The 17,990-nt window shown below is 35.6% G+C and carries 12 protein-coding genes; 1 reads left to right on the forward strand and 11 read right to left on the reverse strand.

What is annotated here, in order from left to right; genetic code table 11:
- Positions 1-6: 6 nt before the first annotated feature.
- The 4 genes from I5M07_RS13025 to I5M07_RS13040 form a co-directional block, all read right to left on the reverse strand.
- On the reverse strand, positions 7-966 hold the full coding sequence (locus tag I5M07_RS13025; RefSeq protein ID WP_200106885.1) for an alpha/beta hydrolase: 960 nt from the start codon (positions 964-966) through the stop codon (positions 7-9).
- Between the two features lie 101 nt (positions 967-1,067).
- Positions 1,068-2,777, reverse strand: coding sequence for a RagB/SusD family nutrient uptake outer membrane protein (locus I5M07_RS13030; protein WP_200106886.1), 1,710 nt, complete (start codon positions 2,775-2,777; stop codon positions 1,068-1,070).
- 12 nt (positions 2,778-2,789) lie between these two features.
- A complete protein-coding gene (locus I5M07_RS13035) occupies positions 2,790-5,903 on the reverse strand; it encodes a SusC/RagA family TonB-linked outer membrane protein (protein ID WP_200106887.1) in 3,114 nt (1,037 codons plus the stop codon).
- A 32-nt stretch (positions 5,904-5,935) separates the two neighbouring features.
- Positions 5,936-7,297: a glycoside hydrolase family 28 protein gene (locus tag I5M07_RS13040; RefSeq protein WP_233622066.1), complete on the reverse strand. Its 1,362-nt coding sequence runs from the start codon at positions 7,295-7,297 to the stop codon at positions 5,936-5,938.
- 347 nt (positions 7,298-7,644) lie between these two features.
- On the opposite strand from I5M07_RS13040, the gene I5M07_RS13045 reads away from it, so the two are divergent.
- Positions 7,645-8,667 carry a LacI family DNA-binding transcriptional regulator gene (locus I5M07_RS13045; protein ID WP_200106889.1) on the forward strand — a complete coding sequence of 341 codons (1,023 nt, stop codon included), beginning with the start codon at positions 7,645-7,647 and terminating at the stop codon, positions 8,665-8,667.
- A 65-nt stretch (positions 8,668-8,732) separates the two neighbouring features.
- Here the strand turns inward: I5M07_RS13045 and I5M07_RS13050 are convergent, their stop codons facing one another.
- From I5M07_RS13050 to I5M07_RS13080, 7 genes are all read right to left on the reverse strand, one after another.
- The gene (locus I5M07_RS13050) at positions 8,733-10,349 is read right to left on the reverse strand and encodes a UxaA family hydrolase (protein WP_200106890.1); all 1,617 of its coding nucleotides are present in this window, start codon (positions 10,347-10,349) and stop codon (positions 8,733-8,735) included.
- Between the two features lie 20 nt (positions 10,350-10,369).
- The gene (locus tag I5M07_RS13055; RefSeq protein WP_200106891.1) at positions 10,370-11,815 is read right to left on the reverse strand and encodes a tagaturonate reductase; all 1,446 of its coding nucleotides are present in this window, start codon (positions 11,813-11,815) and stop codon (positions 10,370-10,372) included.
- Positions 11,816-11,864: 49 nt separating this feature from the next.
- Positions 11,865-13,268: a glucuronate isomerase gene (gene uxaC, locus I5M07_RS13060; protein ID WP_200106892.1), complete on the reverse strand. Its 1,404-nt coding sequence runs from the start codon at positions 13,266-13,268 to the stop codon at positions 11,865-11,867.
- Positions 13,269-13,283: 15 nt separating this feature from the next.
- Positions 13,284-14,075 (reverse strand): gluconate 5-dehydrogenase, encoded by a 792-nt coding sequence (locus tag I5M07_RS13065; RefSeq protein ID WP_200106893.1) that lies wholly within the window; start codon positions 14,073-14,075, stop codon positions 13,284-13,286.
- Between the two features lie 4 nt (positions 14,076-14,079).
- Entirely contained in the window at positions 14,080-14,919 is an 840-nt protein-coding gene (gene kduI, locus I5M07_RS13070; RefSeq protein WP_200106894.1) for a 5-dehydro-4-deoxy-D-glucuronate isomerase, read from the reverse strand.
- A 135-nt stretch (positions 14,920-15,054) separates the two neighbouring features.
- Positions 15,055-16,380, reverse strand: coding sequence for an MFS transporter (locus I5M07_RS13075; protein WP_200106895.1), 1,326 nt, complete (start codon positions 16,378-16,380; stop codon positions 15,055-15,057).
- Between the two features lie 107 nt (positions 16,381-16,487).
- Positions 16,488-17,933: an MFS transporter gene (locus tag I5M07_RS13080; RefSeq protein ID WP_200106896.1), complete on the reverse strand. Its 1,446-nt coding sequence runs from the start codon at positions 17,931-17,933 to the stop codon at positions 16,488-16,490.
- Between the last annotated feature and the right edge of the window lie 57 nt (positions 17,934-17,990).

Below are 17,990 nucleotides of genomic sequence, written 5' to 3' on the forward strand. Positions count from 1 at the left end.
GAGTTACTAATTGTCAATCTCTTTTTTATTTTTAAAAATTTTGTTCAAAAAATCGTTGATGTACTTTACGGTTTGGTCAAAATAAGGATCCAAAAGCCAAAAAGGATGTGGCGAATTTTCGATGTATTTTATTTCGTAATCAATATTATTTTTTTTTAAAATGGCAATCATGTCATCGCGTCCTGCATGAAAGCGTTCAAATTGGCTGTTGATGAAAAGCGTTGGGGGCGTTTGACTGTCGGTATGATTCAAGGCAGACGCTTCTTCCCAAATTTCTGGTTTTTCTTCGTAGGTACCTCCCAACCAAAATGATGCCACAGTGCCTTCTGCTGATTGTGGATGGTGAAATGCTAAGATTCCATCAACATCAATTATGGCTTGCACGGCGGTGGTATGGTTGTTTTTTTTGATGGAATCCTGAAATTTTGGGTTGTTATTGGTCGTGCCAATTAAAGCAGCCATTTGACCACCCGACGAGCAGCCCAAAATTACCATTTTTGTAGTGTCTATCTTGAATTTTTTGTGATTTTCTATAACAAATTGAATCGCATTTTTTACATCGTAAACACCTTCGGGGTATTTTGCTTCTAAACTTAATTGGTATTCTACCGGAAAACAGGCGTATCCTAAGCTGGTGAGTGTTTGAGCAAGGGGTTTAAGATTGGTTTTGTTTCCTGATTTCCAGCCGCCTCCGTGTATCATGACGATGGCAGTGTGGTTTTTGCCTTTTTTAGGAAGGAAGGCATCCAAATGTAAAGGTCTTGTAGCGGTATTTTTATAAGGAATATCCGCAATGGTTTTTACGGATTTGAATTCTTGTGGTGTTTTGATTTTAATATTTGGGTATTTTTTAACCTCTTTTAGGTAGGTGCTGTGTGGCGTGAATGAAGTATCAATGCTATATTTTACTTGCGCATTTAAAGTAAAAGTCATTAAAGCGAAAATAATAAATAGGATTTTTTTCATTGTAATAGGGTTGAAATTAAAAAAAATTAGAAGCTTGGTTTTTAAACCAAGCCCCTAATTTAACTCAAAAAACTAAAATTCAATAAACATTTACTAATTCATTAATTGTAAGCCGGATTTTGTGGGAAATTTTTGTTTTGATTTAAGTCAAGAACCAATTGAGGGATCGGTCTTAAAATTTTCTTTTCACCATTTGCGCCATCAAAATTATTAGCTTTAATTTTATAATTATAGGTCGAAGCCCTTGTAATAAGTGTACCTGTGCGTTTTAAGTCGAACCATCTTTTGTATTCACCTACTAATTCACGACCTCTTTCGTCTAGAATATAATCAATGTTGAATTGTGCAGCAGTAGCGTTGGCTACACCCGCTCTTTTACGCACTTCGTTTAATCTAGCTAATCCAGTTGCAGGATTACCTGCTTTTAGGTAAGCTTCAGCAGCGATTAGATACGTTTCGCTTAAACGAGCCAAAATAATATCTCTTGTACTTACGCCTGAAGTAATTCCATCAGTAGTTATTGGAGCTGAAATTGGTGTAGTTGGTGAAGGATCATCAAACTTTTTAACTGGAATTGTGTAACAGTCTCTGTTGTCAATTAAAGTATGTTCCGCAGTATATTCACCCCAAGGATGGTATACAAATCCAGTAGCTAATCTACTAGCGTTGGTAGATAGATAAGCAGCTTTGTCAGCAGCAGTAAACCATTTAGGCTCATAAAAATGTCTTATTTTTAAATTGGCAGTAGGAATTGTTGTATCATAATAAGGTGTGTATAATACCACTTTTCCATCTGATGGCCTTTTATATTCAAAAATTTCTGTCATAAATGTTGCATTCCATCTTGTATCTCCTTTTTCATAAAGACTTAAAGTATATCCTGTTGCGCATAAGTTATAACTTCTTAAAGGTGCTCCGTTGGTTTCTGAACCACCTAAATAGGGACCAAAAAAGTAAAACTGACTGCTTCCTAATTTGGTTGGATCTGTACTTGTAGAGGCTTGGCTATATTGAACAGAGAAAATAGTTTCGGCATTCAAGTCGTTATTTGATGTTGTAGTAGCTTTAAATAAATCAGCAAAAGGAATAGTTAAAGCTTGTCCGGCAATAGCTAAGTCTGCATATTTTGCAGCTTCAGTAAAATCGGATGGTGAACCAAATGTTTCATACCCTCTTGTTAAATATACTTTTGCCAACAAATCCTGTACGGCTCTTTTATTTACTTTTCCAGAGGTTGCATATGAAGCAGTTCCTACAGTTGCAAGAGATTCATTTAAATCTTTAATAATATGGTCATATACTTCTTCCGCTGTATTTCTATCAAAAGAAAGAATAGTCGACGTGATGTTCTCATCTACAATGGGTACTCCTCCGTAGGTTTGTACCAATAAGAAATACGCATTAGCTCTTATGTATTTCGCTTCACCAACCAAAGCTGGAATGTTTGCATTTTGTTCTGTAATGGTCGAATAATAGATCGTCTTGTTTACAGATTGAATTGCTTGGTAACAACTAAGATACAATTCTTGAACATTTGTTGAAGAAGGAATCAAAAGTGAGTATTCTGCTAAACCTGCTGGTTCAGGAGTTCTTCCCTCGGCATACATGTCGGTTCCAGAGCAAAATAACCATGGATTTCCTCCATAGATATTTTTTAGCGTAGCATAATTAGAGTTAACCAATAGTTGAAACCCTGAAGCTGTTTTGTAGGTCTCATCGGCCGGTACATAGGAGAGCGATTCCTCTTCGATATAATCGTTGCAAGAACTAAATGCAGTTAATAGTCCTAATAATATGATGATTTTTTTCATTTTGTCTTTTTATTAAAATTTAACACTTAATCCTAATTGAGTTGTTACTGATGCCGGTCTGTTAATTCCGAATGCAGCTCCAGCCCACTCTGGGTCATATCCATCAAAATCAGTAAATACAAAAGGATCTAAAACATTTACATAGATTCTTAAGTTACTCATTTTTAATTTGTCTAATAAGTCAGCATTAAATGTGTAGCCTAATGAAATATTTTTAATTTTTACATAAGAAACCTCTCTGTAATACCCAAATCCAGAACTCCAAAACGTTCCTGCACCTGTAGCTACTGGACCTGGTCTAGGATTGGTATTTGAAGCATTAGCTGTTAAACCAGCACTGTTGGTTGGAATAAAAAAGTCCATTGCAATTTTTTGACGACCACGGTCGCTTACATCGGCAAAATTTTGGTGGAAAGTACTTAAAACCGTTTGGCCTTCACTTGCTAAAATCGAGAAATTCAAGTCAAATTGTCCTACTCTTAACTTAGAGTAAATACTTCCTTGCCAATCTGGATTTGCATTTCCGATAACTGTTCTATCATCGGCATTGAATTTTCCGTCACCATTTAAATCTTTTGGTTTTGCTTGTCCAGGAGCCATTCCGTAAGATGCTGCTTCAGCTGCTTGACTTTCTTGCCAAACGCCATCAAAAACATAATTGTAGTTTGGATTTAATTCAGAACCTAATATTAACTTATTTCCGATATCACTTACTTGGTCTTGGTTGTAAATAGACTCTAATCTATTGGTGTTTTTAGTAAAAGTGAAACTTGTTTCCCAGTCTACTAAATTTGTTTTGATGTTTTTAGTGGTTAAGGCCACCTCAATACCTTTATTGCTTACCGATCCTACGTTGGCAAATGTTTTATCCCAGCCGGTTTCATACGGTAATTTTTGCTCATAAATCAATTTGTCTGATAAACGGTCGTATACATCTACACTACCCGAAATTCTATTTGATAAGAATCCGAAATCAAGCCCCACGTTAAACTCACGTGTTTTTTCCCAAGTTAAGGCTTGGTTCGCTAAGTTTTTTGAGCGCCATCCTGCTACCATGTTTGCACCATTTGCAATAAAAGTTTGTTGGTCTAACAATGCTTGTGTAGTATAAGCTGCTACGTTATCATTACCAGTGTAACCAAAACTAGCACGTAATTTTAAATTAGATACTGCGTTGCTATTGGCTAAGAATGATTCTTTGCTAATATTCCAACCTACCGCTACAGATGGGAAACTTGCCCATTTGTTATCTTCAGAAAGTACTGAAGAGCCATCCCAACGTGTAGAAGCCGTAATTAAATATTTGTCTTTATAACCATAGTTTAAACGAACGGCATAAGAACTTAAGGTGTTTTTAGAGTAAAACGAAGTCATTTGGTAACTAGTTTGTACTCCAGATCCCATATTGTTTGTTCCAACATCAAATGGTTGGTTGTTAGAATACATGTATGCGTTTTTATCTCTGTTTGAGTAAACACTTTGTAATAATAATGCGCTAAAATCATGAACGTCATTAAAAGTGTGTTTAATGTCGATTTGATTGTCCCACGTATAATTGAAGTTTTCAATGTTTTTTATTGAAGCCGAATTTTTATTACTTAACGCTACCCCTGCATTTGTTTGAGCTCCATACGCTTTTTCTTCTGCACTATTTAAAACACCTGTTGAGAAGTTGGTTTTAAATGACATCCAATCTAAAATTTGGTATTGGAAATATACATTTCCGATCGTTTGCCAGTAATTTCTTGTTTGAGATGAGTTAGCGATTTCCATTAAAGGATTTACAGTACTGGTTTTGTTGATTGCCCAACTTCCGTCAGGATAAGTTAATTTTCCTGGTTGAAAAAATAAGTCTTTGGTTTCATTACCATTTGCATCAACTGCATAGGGAGATAAAAGTGGGCTAAAACGGAAAGCGTCTTGCATAGCCAAATCACTACCTAATTGTGTTTCCACTCTTGCTACAGTAATATTAGCACCTGTAGAAAATTTGTCATTGATTCTGTGGTTTACACCTAATTTAAAATTATACTTATCTGTTGAATCGTTATCAATTAATCCTTTATCACTTTGAATACCAAAAGCCATGTTATAGCTCAATCCGTTTTCAGCGCGTCCAGATAAATTGATATAATTATTAGCGGTCATACCGTTTTTTAAAACCGCATCGTACCAATCAAAATTATAGCCACTGTTGGCTCTTGATACTAATAATGGGCTTTGATTTCCTGCTAACGAAGCTAAATTTGCAGGTGTTTGGGTAGTAGGATTAGCTGATAAATAAGCTGTTTGGTGAAACAACCACCATTGATCTCCGCTCATCATTTCAGGCAAACGTGCTGCTGTTTTGGTACCATAAGAAGTTTCGAAAGAAACGTTCATGCCTGCTTTTGCTGATGTTCCACTTTTAGTAGCAATAATTACAACTCCACTCGCTCCTCTAGATCCGTAAATAGCTGCCGAAGACGCATCTTTTAAAACGTCCATACGTGCAATGTCTTGCGGATTCAAAAAGTCGATGTTGTCGGTTGGTACTCCATCTACAACATATAGAGGGCCAGACCCTTGTAAAAGCGAGTTGTTACCACGAATCACCATTTTGTATCCATCTCCCGAACGTCCTGAACTGGATGAAATTTGAACCCCAGGTGTGCTACCTTGAATAGCTTCTAAAGGATTTACTACATTTCGTTCTGTAATGGCCTCAGGTTTAATGGTGCTAACAGCTCCAGTTACATCTGATTTTTTTACTGTACCATATCCTACAACTACTACTTCATTTAAAGCGTTTGACTCTTCAGCTAAGGTTACGGAAATGTTGGTTTTGCCTCCAAGGGCAATTTCTTGGTTTTTAAATCCAAGATACGAAAACACCAACGTGGCGTTTTTGTTGCTTACTGTGATTTTGTAACTTCCTTCAAAATCACTAGAGGCACCATTGGTTGTGCCTTTTTCGATAACGTTTACACCTGGTAAAGCTAATCCCGACGCATCGGTTACTTTACCCGAAATGGTAATTCCTTGTCCCGATTGTGCGTTTGCCTGTACACCCAACAAAAGACAAAGGAAAGTGTAAAATACATAATTGTATTTCAACCTACTTTTCAATTGGTTTTTAAAATTCATAGTTTGGTTTTAATGGTTAATAGTATAATTTATTATTGATTCTCTATTTTTTTTCCGTTAATAGTGGTATTGGTTATTTGTAAATTTTTGACGTTTTTTAATGAAAAATCATTTTCAACTTTATCGATCGTAACGTTTTTAAAGCCCACATTTTCTATGGGTGATTCTTCGTATCCGTTAGCAAGAATGGCATATTTTCCACCATTTTTGACTTTGATGTTTTCTAAATAAATGTTACGTATAGTTGGGATGAAAGAACCCGATTGGTCGCCGTAGATAGCATAGAACATATTGAGTTTTAAAACACATTCTTTTACGGTTCCTACTTCGCAATTTCTAACGAAGATGTTTTCAATAACGCCGCCTCTTTTTGAGTTGGTTTTGATGCGAATAGCTCTATCTAAATTGGGGCTGTCCATAGTGCAATTTTCAACAAAAACATTATTTACACCGCCCGAAATTTCGCTTCCAATTACAACACCTCCGTGACCATCTATCATTTTACAATTTTGGATTAAGATGTTTTTACTTGGCATGTTTACTCTTCTGCCATCTCCATCGCGACCTGATTTAATCGCAATGCAGTCATCGCCTGTGTTGAATGTGCAGTTTTTTATCCATACATTTTCGCAGTATTCCGGATCGCAACCATCGTTATTTGGACCGTGACTCGCAACTGTTACGCCATCAATGGTAATGTTTTTTGATTTCATGGGGTGAATAATCCAAAAAGGGGCATTTGTAATTGTAATGCCTTCAATCAAAGCCGTATTGCATTCAAAGAATTCTACGAAATTCGGGCGTAAATAATGATTTTCTCCAAATATTCTTTTCGATACCGGAATGTTTTCTTCTGCTATGCTAACCAAGCGGTCTCTGTTTTCTGGATCGTTTTGACTTGGTTCGCCTGGAATTGATTTGTGGTCTTTTCCTACCCATTTCCACCAATTGTCTTCCGAAGCTTGACCGTTTAAAGTTCCTTTTCCGGTAACGGCAATATTGGTTTTTTGGAATGCATAAATCAGTGGGGAATAATTCATGCATTCCGTTCCTTCAAAAGAAGTTTGGACTATTGGATAATCCTTTGAATTCGTGCTAAAAGCCAATTCGGCGCCCTCTTCTAAATGCAGATTTACATTATTATCAAGATGAATAGGCCCAGTGAAGAATTTACCTTTTGGAATAATCACTTTTCCGCCACCATTTTTGGAGCAAGTGTTTATGGCTTTAGTTATTGCTTGCGTGTTATCTTGTTTTGCTATTGGCTGTGCGCCGAAGTCTAAAATATTATAGGTTTTATTTTTAAATGAGGTTTGCTTGATGTTGGTCAAAATGGTTTTGCTTTTCTTCCAAGCCAAATCAGAAACTTGCGCGTGCAAGGAAACGTTTAACATAAAAAGGAATGTTAAGCATAAAACCGTATTATTTTTTTTGAATAAAATCATGTGCGCTGAGTATGTAATCGATTGCCCAAAGTTATATGTAATAAATCTTATAGGCAACTTTTTTGTCAGAAAATTTTATTTAATGTTTTTTTTATTTGTTTTTTTTGCAAATAATTTAAAATTATTGTTAAAAATTATTAAATGTTCCAGCTTATTTTGTTCTAATATGGCATTTACTGCGATATTTTTAAAAATATTTTAACAGTAGTGTAATCGATAACATTAAGATAGTCAGTATTATAAAAATTATCTTATTTTTGTCAACCATCTATAAAATTTTAAGCCCTTTAAAGAGAATGAACGAAAAAGTGACCATTTACGACATTGCCAAAAAATTAAATATAACTGCAGCTACGGTTTCTAGGGCTTTGAATAATAATGCTAAGATTAGTGAAACAACTCGGAAATTGGTTATGGAAACGGCCAATCAAATGAATTACAAGCAAAATCAATTGGCACAGGCATTACGAAGCGGAAGAAGCAATAACGTGGGCGTTATTGTTCCGCGTGTGGATAGTAACTTTTTTGGTTCGACCATAAGGGGTATTGAGGAAGTTTTGCAGGCTATGAAATACAATGTTATCATTTGCCAAACGCATGAAGATGAGGAACGTGAAATTGAAAATTTGAACACTTTACTTAACGCTCAAGTGGATGGTATCATCATATCGATTACAAACAAATCAAAAGAAAACGAAAAAATTTTAAAAAGAATTACGGATAATAATATTCCACTAATCTTTTTTGATAGACGTAAAAATATTGATGGGGTAAGTTCGGTAACTATTGATGATTATAAAGCGGGTTATATGGCCACACAGCATTTGATTGATCAAGGTTGTCGATTTATTGCCCACTTATCTGGCGATCAGTCTTTAGAGATTTATGAAAATCGTTTTAAAGGCTATTCGCAAGCATTATTGGATAATGACATGAAAGTTAATCAAGACTATGTAATTTTTACTAAAAGTAAGGTAGAAGAGGGGGCTTTGGCTGTTAAGAAATTATTGCTTTTGGATCAAGCTCCGGATGCTATTTTTTCTTCGAGTGATTTTGCTGCTTTGGGCGCAATTCAAGAATTAAAAGCCAGCGGAAAAAGTATTCCAGACGATGTTTGTGTAGTAGGTTTTGGAAATGAGCCTTTTACGAAATTTATGGAATTGAGTATTTCGTCTGTAGATCAGGCCGCACTTGAGATGGGTAAAGTTGCAGCTGAAGTTTTTCTGGAGCAAATCAACAATAAAAGTGGTGTGAAAATTGAGAAAAAAATGGTGTTAAGTCCGGTGTTACAAATTCGGAAATCATCAGGACGAAAATAATAGAATCAAAAAAGGGTGTGAATTGCTTCACACCCCTTTTTTTCTAAAAAACTCAAAAAACTAATTTATAATGATACCCCACGTTTCCATGGAATGAAATCATTCTGATTTAAGATGGCCGCTTTGGTTTTTACATTACCACTCGCTACATCAATGATGAATTCTAACATTTCATCAGCAGTTTCATTAATTGATTTTTCTCCCGTAATAATTTCTCCGGTATTAAAATCAATAATATCTGGCATCTTTTGTGCCAATTGTGTGTTAGAAGATATTTTTACCACAGGTGCAATCGGGTTTCCTGTTGGAGTTCCTAAACCTGTTGTAAATAATACCATATTCGCTCCAGAACCTACCATTGCAGTGGTGCATTCAACGTCGTTACCAGGTGTACATAATAAAGTAAATCCAGATTCATTGATGTATTCGCCGTAATCATAAACGCCTACAATTGGAGAAGTTCCTCCTTTTTTAGCGGCTCCTGCTGATTTCATGGCATCGGTTATCAAACCGTCTTTGATGTTACCTGGAGAAGGATTCATATCAAATCCTGAACCTGCATCAACAACCGTTTTTTCATACCATTTCATTAAATCTAAGAAACGCTCACCGTCTTTATCATCAATACAACGGTTTACTAATTCTTGTTCAACACCACACAATTCTGGGAATTCAGAAAGAATAGTAGTTCCTCCTAAAGCTACCAAGTTGTCTGATAAAACGCCTAAAGTTGGGTTTGCCGAAATTCCAGAGAAACCATCTGATCCACCACACTCTAAACCAATTCTTAATTTAGAAAGAGGCGCTGGTTTTCTTACTATTTTATTTGCTTCTTTAATGGCTTCAAAAGAATCTTTCACCACGGTAGTTAGCATTTTTTCGATAGTTCCAATTTGTTGTTGGTCGTAAATCAAAACGGGCTTGCTGAACTTAGGATTGATTGCTTTCATAGCATCTTCGAAAATGGAAATCTGCAAGTTTTGGCAACCTAAACTCAATACTGTAGCTCCAGCCACATTTGGATTGTTTACATAACCCGCTAATAATTTAGCCAAACTATGAGAATCCTGACGGATACCACCACAACCACCTTGGTGTTGGATGAATTTTACTTCGATATTTTCGAACAAATCTACTTCTTCTGATTTGGCAACAGCATCGTCGCCACCTTTTTCAGAATTTACTAACGAACGAAGTAATAATTGGTAGTCGGTTTCTCTTGGTTTTTTTAGTTCCTTTTCGAAAATTCCTTTCAAAATTTCGATGTTTCTGTTTTCACAAAAAACCAATGGAAAAAACAACCAAACATTTTCTGTACCAACTTGTCCGTCTTCACGGTGATAACCCATAAATGTTCTGTCTTTCCAACGATCCACATTTGGGATATCCCAACCAATGGTTTCGGTTTTACCAGTAACTTTAGCACTTTGGTGTTTCACATTAAAAGTACCTATTACATCTCCCTTTGCAATTGTTTGACTCGCTTTACCTACGATAACACCATACATGATGATTTTATCGCCTTCAGCAAAGTCAACCATAGCAATTTTATGCTTCATTTTAGTATCGGATAATACTAAAATGTCTTCTCCTTCAAATGCAATCGTTTCGCCAGCTACTAAATTGACTAGCGCAACAGCTACATTGTCTGTAGGGTTTACTTTTATTAATTTTTTTTGCATTGTAGTAACTTGATTTTTTTTTATTTATTTTTTTCTGAAAAATTGATAAAACCTTGTTCTATACCATTGGTCTCAATTTCATTTAAGGCAAGCACTAAGGCTTGTGATAGTCCGTCAACTTTATTTAAATCTTCGCCCCAAAAATCAGTATTTGCTAAAACTGAAGTGACAACTTTATCTAAGTCACCTATTTCCCAAGCTTTTTTGAAAGCTTCAACTAATTCTGGAGTATCTTTTACTGGTAAAGCTTCATTATTCCAAGTTCCTTTATAGAATTGAATTAAACATGCTAATGAAAAAGTTAAGCTAGTTGGAAGTTCTTTTTTTGCATTATAATAGCCTAATAAACTAGGTAAAACTCTTACTTTGAATTTTGAAATAGAATTTAAAGCAATATCAGCCAAAGCATGTTTGATAAATGGATTTTTAAAACGATCCATTACTTCTTCAGCATAAGCCGTGATTTCGTTTTTATCCATTGGAAGCGTTTCACTAATTTCACTGATAACATTGTCAACAAATGGCCCCGTAAAATCACCATTAACGGTTTCCATTACTAATTTATTGCCAAATAAAAGCGAAACCGGAACCATTGCGGTATGTGCGCCATTCAAAATACGAACTTTAATCATTTTGAACGGACGAATATCGTCAACAATTTTTACATTCAAATCTGTTTTGTGAAAGGGTAACTTCGCTTTTAAATCTTCTCCACCTTCAATTGCCCAAAGGAAGAAAGGTTCAGCAGCTACAATTAAATTATCTTCGTAGTCCAATTTGCTGTTGTAATCTTCAATTTCGGCTCTTGGATATCCTGGAACAATTCTGTCCACCAAAGTACTGTGATACGTACAAGCATCAGAAACCCATTTTACGAATGCGTCCTCTAATTTCCATAATTCACAATATTGTAAGATGCATTTTTTTAAGGCTTCTGAATTGTAATCAATTAATTCGCAAGGAATAATAGTAACCCCTTTAGAAGCATCTCCATTAAAATGTTTGAATCTTTCGTGTAATAAAACCGTTAATTTTGCAGGGAATGAAGTTGGAGGCTGCATATCTGGAGTATCTGTGGCAACGAATTCAATTCCAGCTTCAGTAGTGTTTGAAACAATAAATTGCAATTCTTCTTCTTTAGCCAAAGCTAAATAATCTGCAAAATCAGTATAAGGATTAATTCCTTTTACCACATTCGTGATTAACTGAATATCTTGAATTTTTTCTCCTTTTTTGATTCCGTTCATAAACAAGGTATAAAGACCATCTTGGTCGTTAATCATGTTTACCATACCACCTGCTAATGGTTGGACCATTGCAATACCGGCATTGAAATCTACTTCATTGTTTAATCTTTGAAAAGCGTAATCAACAAAAGCTCTTAAGAAGTTTCCTTCTCCAAATTGTATCACTTTTACAGGTAATTTTTCAGTTGTTCCTGTATTTTCACGGTTTAATTTTTTCATCTTTTTTTTGTACTAAGGATCTAAAATCTATTCTTTTTAGATACTAATTTTATAAGTTAAAATATTCTTTAGCATTAAAGTAGCTGATGTCGGCTACCATTTTTCCAATCCACTCCATATCATTAGGTAATTCGCCTCTTTGGATTTCATCTCCTAATAAATTACAAAGAATACGGCGGAAATATTCGTGTCTTGGGAATGATAAGAAACTTCTTGAATCGGTTAACATTCCAACAAAACAACTAATTAATCCCATGTTTGAAAGGGCATTCATTTGTTTGATCATTCCGTCTTTTTGATCTAAAAACCACCAACCTGAACCAAATTGTACTTTTCCTTTAACGCTTCCGTCGTTAAAGTTTCCAATCATAGTAGCCATAACCTCGTTATCGGCAGGGTTTAAGTTGTAAATAATAGTTTTTGTCAATTTATCATTACTGTCTAAAGCATTCAAGAAAGCTGATAATTTTTGAGCCTGAGGATAATCTCCAATAGAATCCCATCCTGTGTCAGGTCCTAAAATACGGTGCATACGAGCATTATTGTTACGTAAGGCACCTAAGTGAAATTGTTGTACCCATCCAAATTCGTGATAGGTTTCACATAAGTAAACTAAAATAGCACTTTGGAATTTCAATGCTTCTTCGTTACTTAAAGTTCCGTTTTCTCTTTTCTTTTTAAAGATAGCTACTACTTCACTTTCAGTGTAATTTTCAAAATAGATTTGATCTAGACCGTGGTCACAAATTTTACAATCATTTTGGTTGAAAAACTCGATACGATTACGAAGCGCTGCACATAAGTCAGCATACGTACTAATTTCGATTCCTGAAACTTGCCCTAAAGTATCTACATAAGCATTATAACCATCATTATTGATTAAAATCGCTTTATCCGGACGGAAAGCAGTTCCAACTTTAATTTCGAAGTCACTTTTTGCTAATTTTTGGTGGTGTTCCAAAGTGTCAATAGGATCTTCAGTAGTACAAACGTAAGAAGCGTTTACTTTGCGCAATAAATTTTGTGTACTGTATTCGGCTGAGTTTACTTTAGCCGAAGCTTCTTCGTAAATTCTTTCTGCCGATTTTTCGTTTAATAACTCTGTAATTCCAAAATAACGAGCTAACTCTAAATGCGTCCAATGGTATAATGGGTTACGCATGGTGTACGGAACTGTTTTGGCCCAGTTTAAAAACTTTTCTTTATCCGAACCATTTCCGGTGATAAATTGTTCGTTTACACCTAAAGTACGCATGGCTCTCCATTTATAGTGGTCGCCATTGATCCAAACTTTGGTAATGTTATCAAAAACAGTATTGTCGGCAATATGTTGTGGAGACAAGTGGTTATGATAATCGATAATAGGCTGAATTTTAGAGTAATTGTGGTATAATTCTTCAGCGTATTTGTTTTCTAATAAAAAATTATCGTGTATAAAAGATTTTGTGCTCATTATGTTGTACTAAAATTATTCTTCGTTTGCTGGTTTTCCTATAGTGGCCAATATTCCGCCGTCAACATATAAAATATGACCGTTTACAAAATCACTGGCTTTTGAAGATAAAAAGATAGCCGCACCAGCTAAATCACTAGGATCTCCCCATTTTGCTGCCGGTGTTCTTCCGATGATAAAATCGTTAAAAGGATGTCCGTCAACACGAATAGGTTTGGTTTGTTCTGTAGCGAAATAACCAGGGCCAATTCCGTTAATTTGAACATTGTATTTGGCCCATTCGGTAGCCATGTTTTTAGTTAACATTTTTAAACCACCTTTGGCAGCTGCATAAGCCGAAACTGTGCTTCTGCCTAATTCGCTCATCATCGAGCAGATGTTGATTATTTTTCCTTGACGTCTTTCAATCATTCCTTTGGCCACATGCTTAGAAACGATGAAAGGACTTACTAAGTCGATATCCACTACTTCTCTAAAATCGGCAACTTCCATTTCTAACATCGGAATACGTTTGATGATTCCGGCGTTGTTAATTAAGATATCGATTGGTCCTACTTCTGATTCGATTTTTCGAACAGCTTCTATTACTTCTTTTTCTTCGGTTACATTGAATTTATAACCAACGGCGTTAATGCCTTCACTTTTTAGTAATTGTACTGCATCGTCAATTTTTTGTTGTGATGAATTTCCGTTTACCACAATCGTAGCGCCCGCTTCACCCAAACCTTTAGCCATTGCCATTCCCAATCCGTGAGTACTTCCTGTGATTAAGGCAACTTTTCCTTTTATATCAAATAAGTTTGTCATTTTCTTATCTTAAATCGGTTATTTTACAAACATCCATGTCTCCATAATCTAAATTTTCACCAGCCATACCCCAGATAAAAGTATAGTTACTAGTTCCTGATCCCGAGTGAATCGACCATGGTGGGGAAATAACCGCTTGGTGATTGTTCATCCAAATATGTCTGGTTTCTTGTGGTTGTCCCATGAAATGGCAAACCGCTTGGTTTTCTGGAATATCTAAGTAGAAATATACTTCCATTCTACGGTCATGTACGTGAGCAGGCATCGTGTTCCAAACACTTCCTGGTTTCAATTCTGTCATTCCCATTTGTAATTGGCAAGTAGTAACTACGCTACCAATAATCATTTGGTTTACCGTACGGTGATTAGCAGTTTCCATTGCTCCTAAGTGCAATTTGTTTGCTTCGGCCAAACTTACTTTTGTAGTTGGGTAAGTGGTGTGAGCAGGTGCGGAGTTAATGTAAAATTTCGCAGGATTTTGAGCATCAGCACTTTTGAAAATTACTTCTTTATTACCAGCTCCAATATATAAAGCATCTTTAAATCCCAATTCATAAGCAGTTCCTTCAACGACTACAGAACCATTTCCACCAACATTAATGATGCCCATTTCTCTACGCTCTAAAAAGTAAGGCGCTTTAAGTGGATCAATAGTTTCTAGAACTAAATCCCCTTTTACAGGAACAGCAGAACCCGTAATATATCTATCATAATGAGAGTAGGTAAAAACGATTTCGTCTACTTCCATCAAGTTGTCAATTAAGAATTCATCTCTTAATTCTTTGGTGTCGTATTTCTTTACAGCCTCAGGGCTTGAAGCGTATCTTGAACTGTATTTTGTCATAATTTGTAATTTAGTGTAATCGATTGCACAAATGTAATTCTTTTAATATGATATTTCAAATACCTTTAGCGATATTCTTTTAGTATAACTTAACGATGTCAGAATATGTTGTTAATTTAGATTGAATTTAACCGTTTATAATTCTACTTTTTTCATTTTCGGTACCAATAGGTGCATTATGAACCATGCTAACAGATACGAAAACCCGCAAATGCAAAACATTATAAAATATCCGGTTTCAATTTGACCTATCTTAGTGTAATAAACAAACATATTTTTTTGAATTAATAAGGTTAATAAAATTCCACCAAGTGCTCCAAACATTCCTCCTATTCCTGTTACTGATGCTGTTGCTTTTTTAGGAAACATGTCCGAAACAGTTGTAAAGATATTAGCACTCCAAGCTTGATGCGCTGATGTTGCTAATCCAATTACTAAAATGGCTAACCAAATGTTTGTTTTTCCTAAGTATTGAGCAAATATTACAGGAACAACGGCAAATGCATACAATAACATGCTTGTTTTTCTAGCTTTATAGGCTGACCAGTTATTGTTCATCAATCTTAATGGAAGCCACCCGCCTCCGATACTTCCTAAACTCGCAATAGTATATACTAATGCGCTTGGCCAAATAATCTCAGTTGCAGATAATTTGTATTCTTTCATTAAGAAATCTGGTAACCAGAATAAATAAAACCACCAAATAGGGTCTGTTAATAATTTTCCAATGGCAAAAGCCCAAGTCTGTTTGAATGATAGTAGTTGTAACCAACTTATTTTCTCCTTGTCCTCTATTTTTTCTTCATTTTTTGGTGTTTGGTCAGCGTTTATATATTGTAATTCAGCTGCTGAAAGTCTTTTTTGCTTTTCTGGAACTTCATATAAAACAAACCATAAAATTAGCCAAACGAATCCAACGATTCCTGTTAGGATGAATGCCCATTGCCAACCAAATTTTTCAGCAATTTGAGGTACTGTCAAAGGTACGATAATTGCACCAATGTTACTCCCTGAATTAAAAATACCGGTTGCCAATGCTCTCTCTTTTTGAGGAAACCATTCGGAAGTTGCTTTTATGGCAGCAGGAAAATTCCCAGCTTCTGTTACTCCTAAAAAGATACGGGCAATAATAAATCCTCCAGTTCCGGTTGCAATAGCGTGCGCAATTGCAGCTAAACTCCATAATCCTGTTGCTAAGGCGTAACCTATTTTGGTTCCCAGTTTGTCAATGATTCCACCTGCCACTAACATCCCAAAAGCATAGGCGATTTTAAAAGCTACTTCGATATTCGAATAATCAATTACCTCTTGTTCAGGTGTCCAATTAAATGCTTCAGCTAAATAAGGGCGTATATAGCTAATGACATTTCGGTCTAAATAATTTACTGTAGTAGCAAAAAAAAGCAGACTACAAATAGTCCAACGGTATTTGCCTATTGAACTTGATGTATTAATGGTCATTTTGTGGTTGGTTGGTTTTGGTTAATTATAGTTAGCTTAATTTGTATGATTTTTTAAATATTTATTACTGTTTATTTTTAATTTTAGCCAAAAAATTACCGATTTTTTTACAAGTCGGTAATTGGTGCGTATTTAGGAACTAATGATTTCATTACCGACCATCCGATTAAATAACAAACGGCACAGATAGAAAATATAATGAAATAACCGGCTTCAATTCCTTCAAATCCCATAAAGAGCATGTTGCTTTCTTTAGAATAATCAAATAACATTCCAGAGCCTTTGTTAATTACTGTCGATCCGATACCTCCAGCTAATCCTCCAATTCCGGTAATGGTAGCAATGGCTTTTTTCGGGAACATATCCCCAACTGTTGTAAAAATATTGGCCGACCAAGCTTGGTGAGCCGCTCCTGCGATACCAATGATGATAACAGGTAGCCAATAGGAAATATGACCTAAAGGTTGAGCAACCAAGGCTAATAATGGGAAAAATGCAAAAATCAACATGGCTTTCATTCTTCCTTCATACGGATTCATTCCTTTTTTGTCAACAAAATAAGTTGGTAACCATCCTCCAATGATAGATAATAATGTAATCATGTATAATACAAAAAGAGGGAAGGCGGCTTGCGTAGAATCCATTCCGTAAACGGAACTTAAATATGCAGGTGTCCAAAATAAGAAAAACCACCAAACGCCATCCGTCATGAATTTACCAAAAGCAAATGCCCATGTTTGTTTGTATTTAAAACAATCTACTAACGAAACTTTAGTAGCGGTTTCGGCAACATAACCTTCCATTTTACTGTCGGCTAAAATATCTTGTTGGATGTATTCTAATTCAGATGTACTTACTCTTTTGTGTTTTTCTGGTTTTTCATAAATGAAAATCCAAAATCCCATCCAGATAAAACCTAATGCACCAATTATGATAAAAGCCATTTCCCATCCAAAAGATTCTGCAATAAACGGAATGGTGATCGGGGCAGCTAAGGCACCTACAGTGGCGCCAGCGTTGAAAATACTTGTAGAAAAAGCGCGGTCTTTTTTAGGAAAATATTCGGCTGTTGTTTTAATAGCAGCGGGAAAGTTTCCTGCTTCACCTACCGCTAAAACAAAACGAGCAAAAATGAATAGGGTAACACTTACGTTAATAATCAAAGCGGTGTCTTCAACGGTGCTAATGGCTTCTTTGGCTCCTTCAAAACCTACGAACCAATTACCAGTTATGATTCCGGCTGTTGCAATTCCACAAAAAGCATGTAAACACGCTCCCAATGACCAAATTCCAATTGCCCAAAGAAATCCTTTTTTGGTATCCATCCAATCTACAAATTTTCCAGCGAACAAAAGTGATACGGCGTAAAATATTGAAAATAAAGCGGTGATGTTACCATAATCATTATTCGTCCAATGAAATTCAGGTGCTATAAAGTCGCTCCATGTAAGCGAAAGTACCTGACGATCAAGGTAGTTAATGGTAGTGGCAAAAAAAAGCATTGCACAAATTGTCCAGCGATAATTTCCAACGGATTTATTGGTTTGGGTCATTGTTTTTTATGTTTTGATGGTTAAAATTAAAGTGTAATCGATTACACAAATATAGTT

This window comes from Flavobacterium agrisoli, from assembly GCF_016522065.1.
Lineage (GTDB): Bacteria > Bacteroidota > Bacteroidia > Flavobacteriales > Flavobacteriaceae > Flavobacterium > Flavobacterium agrisoli.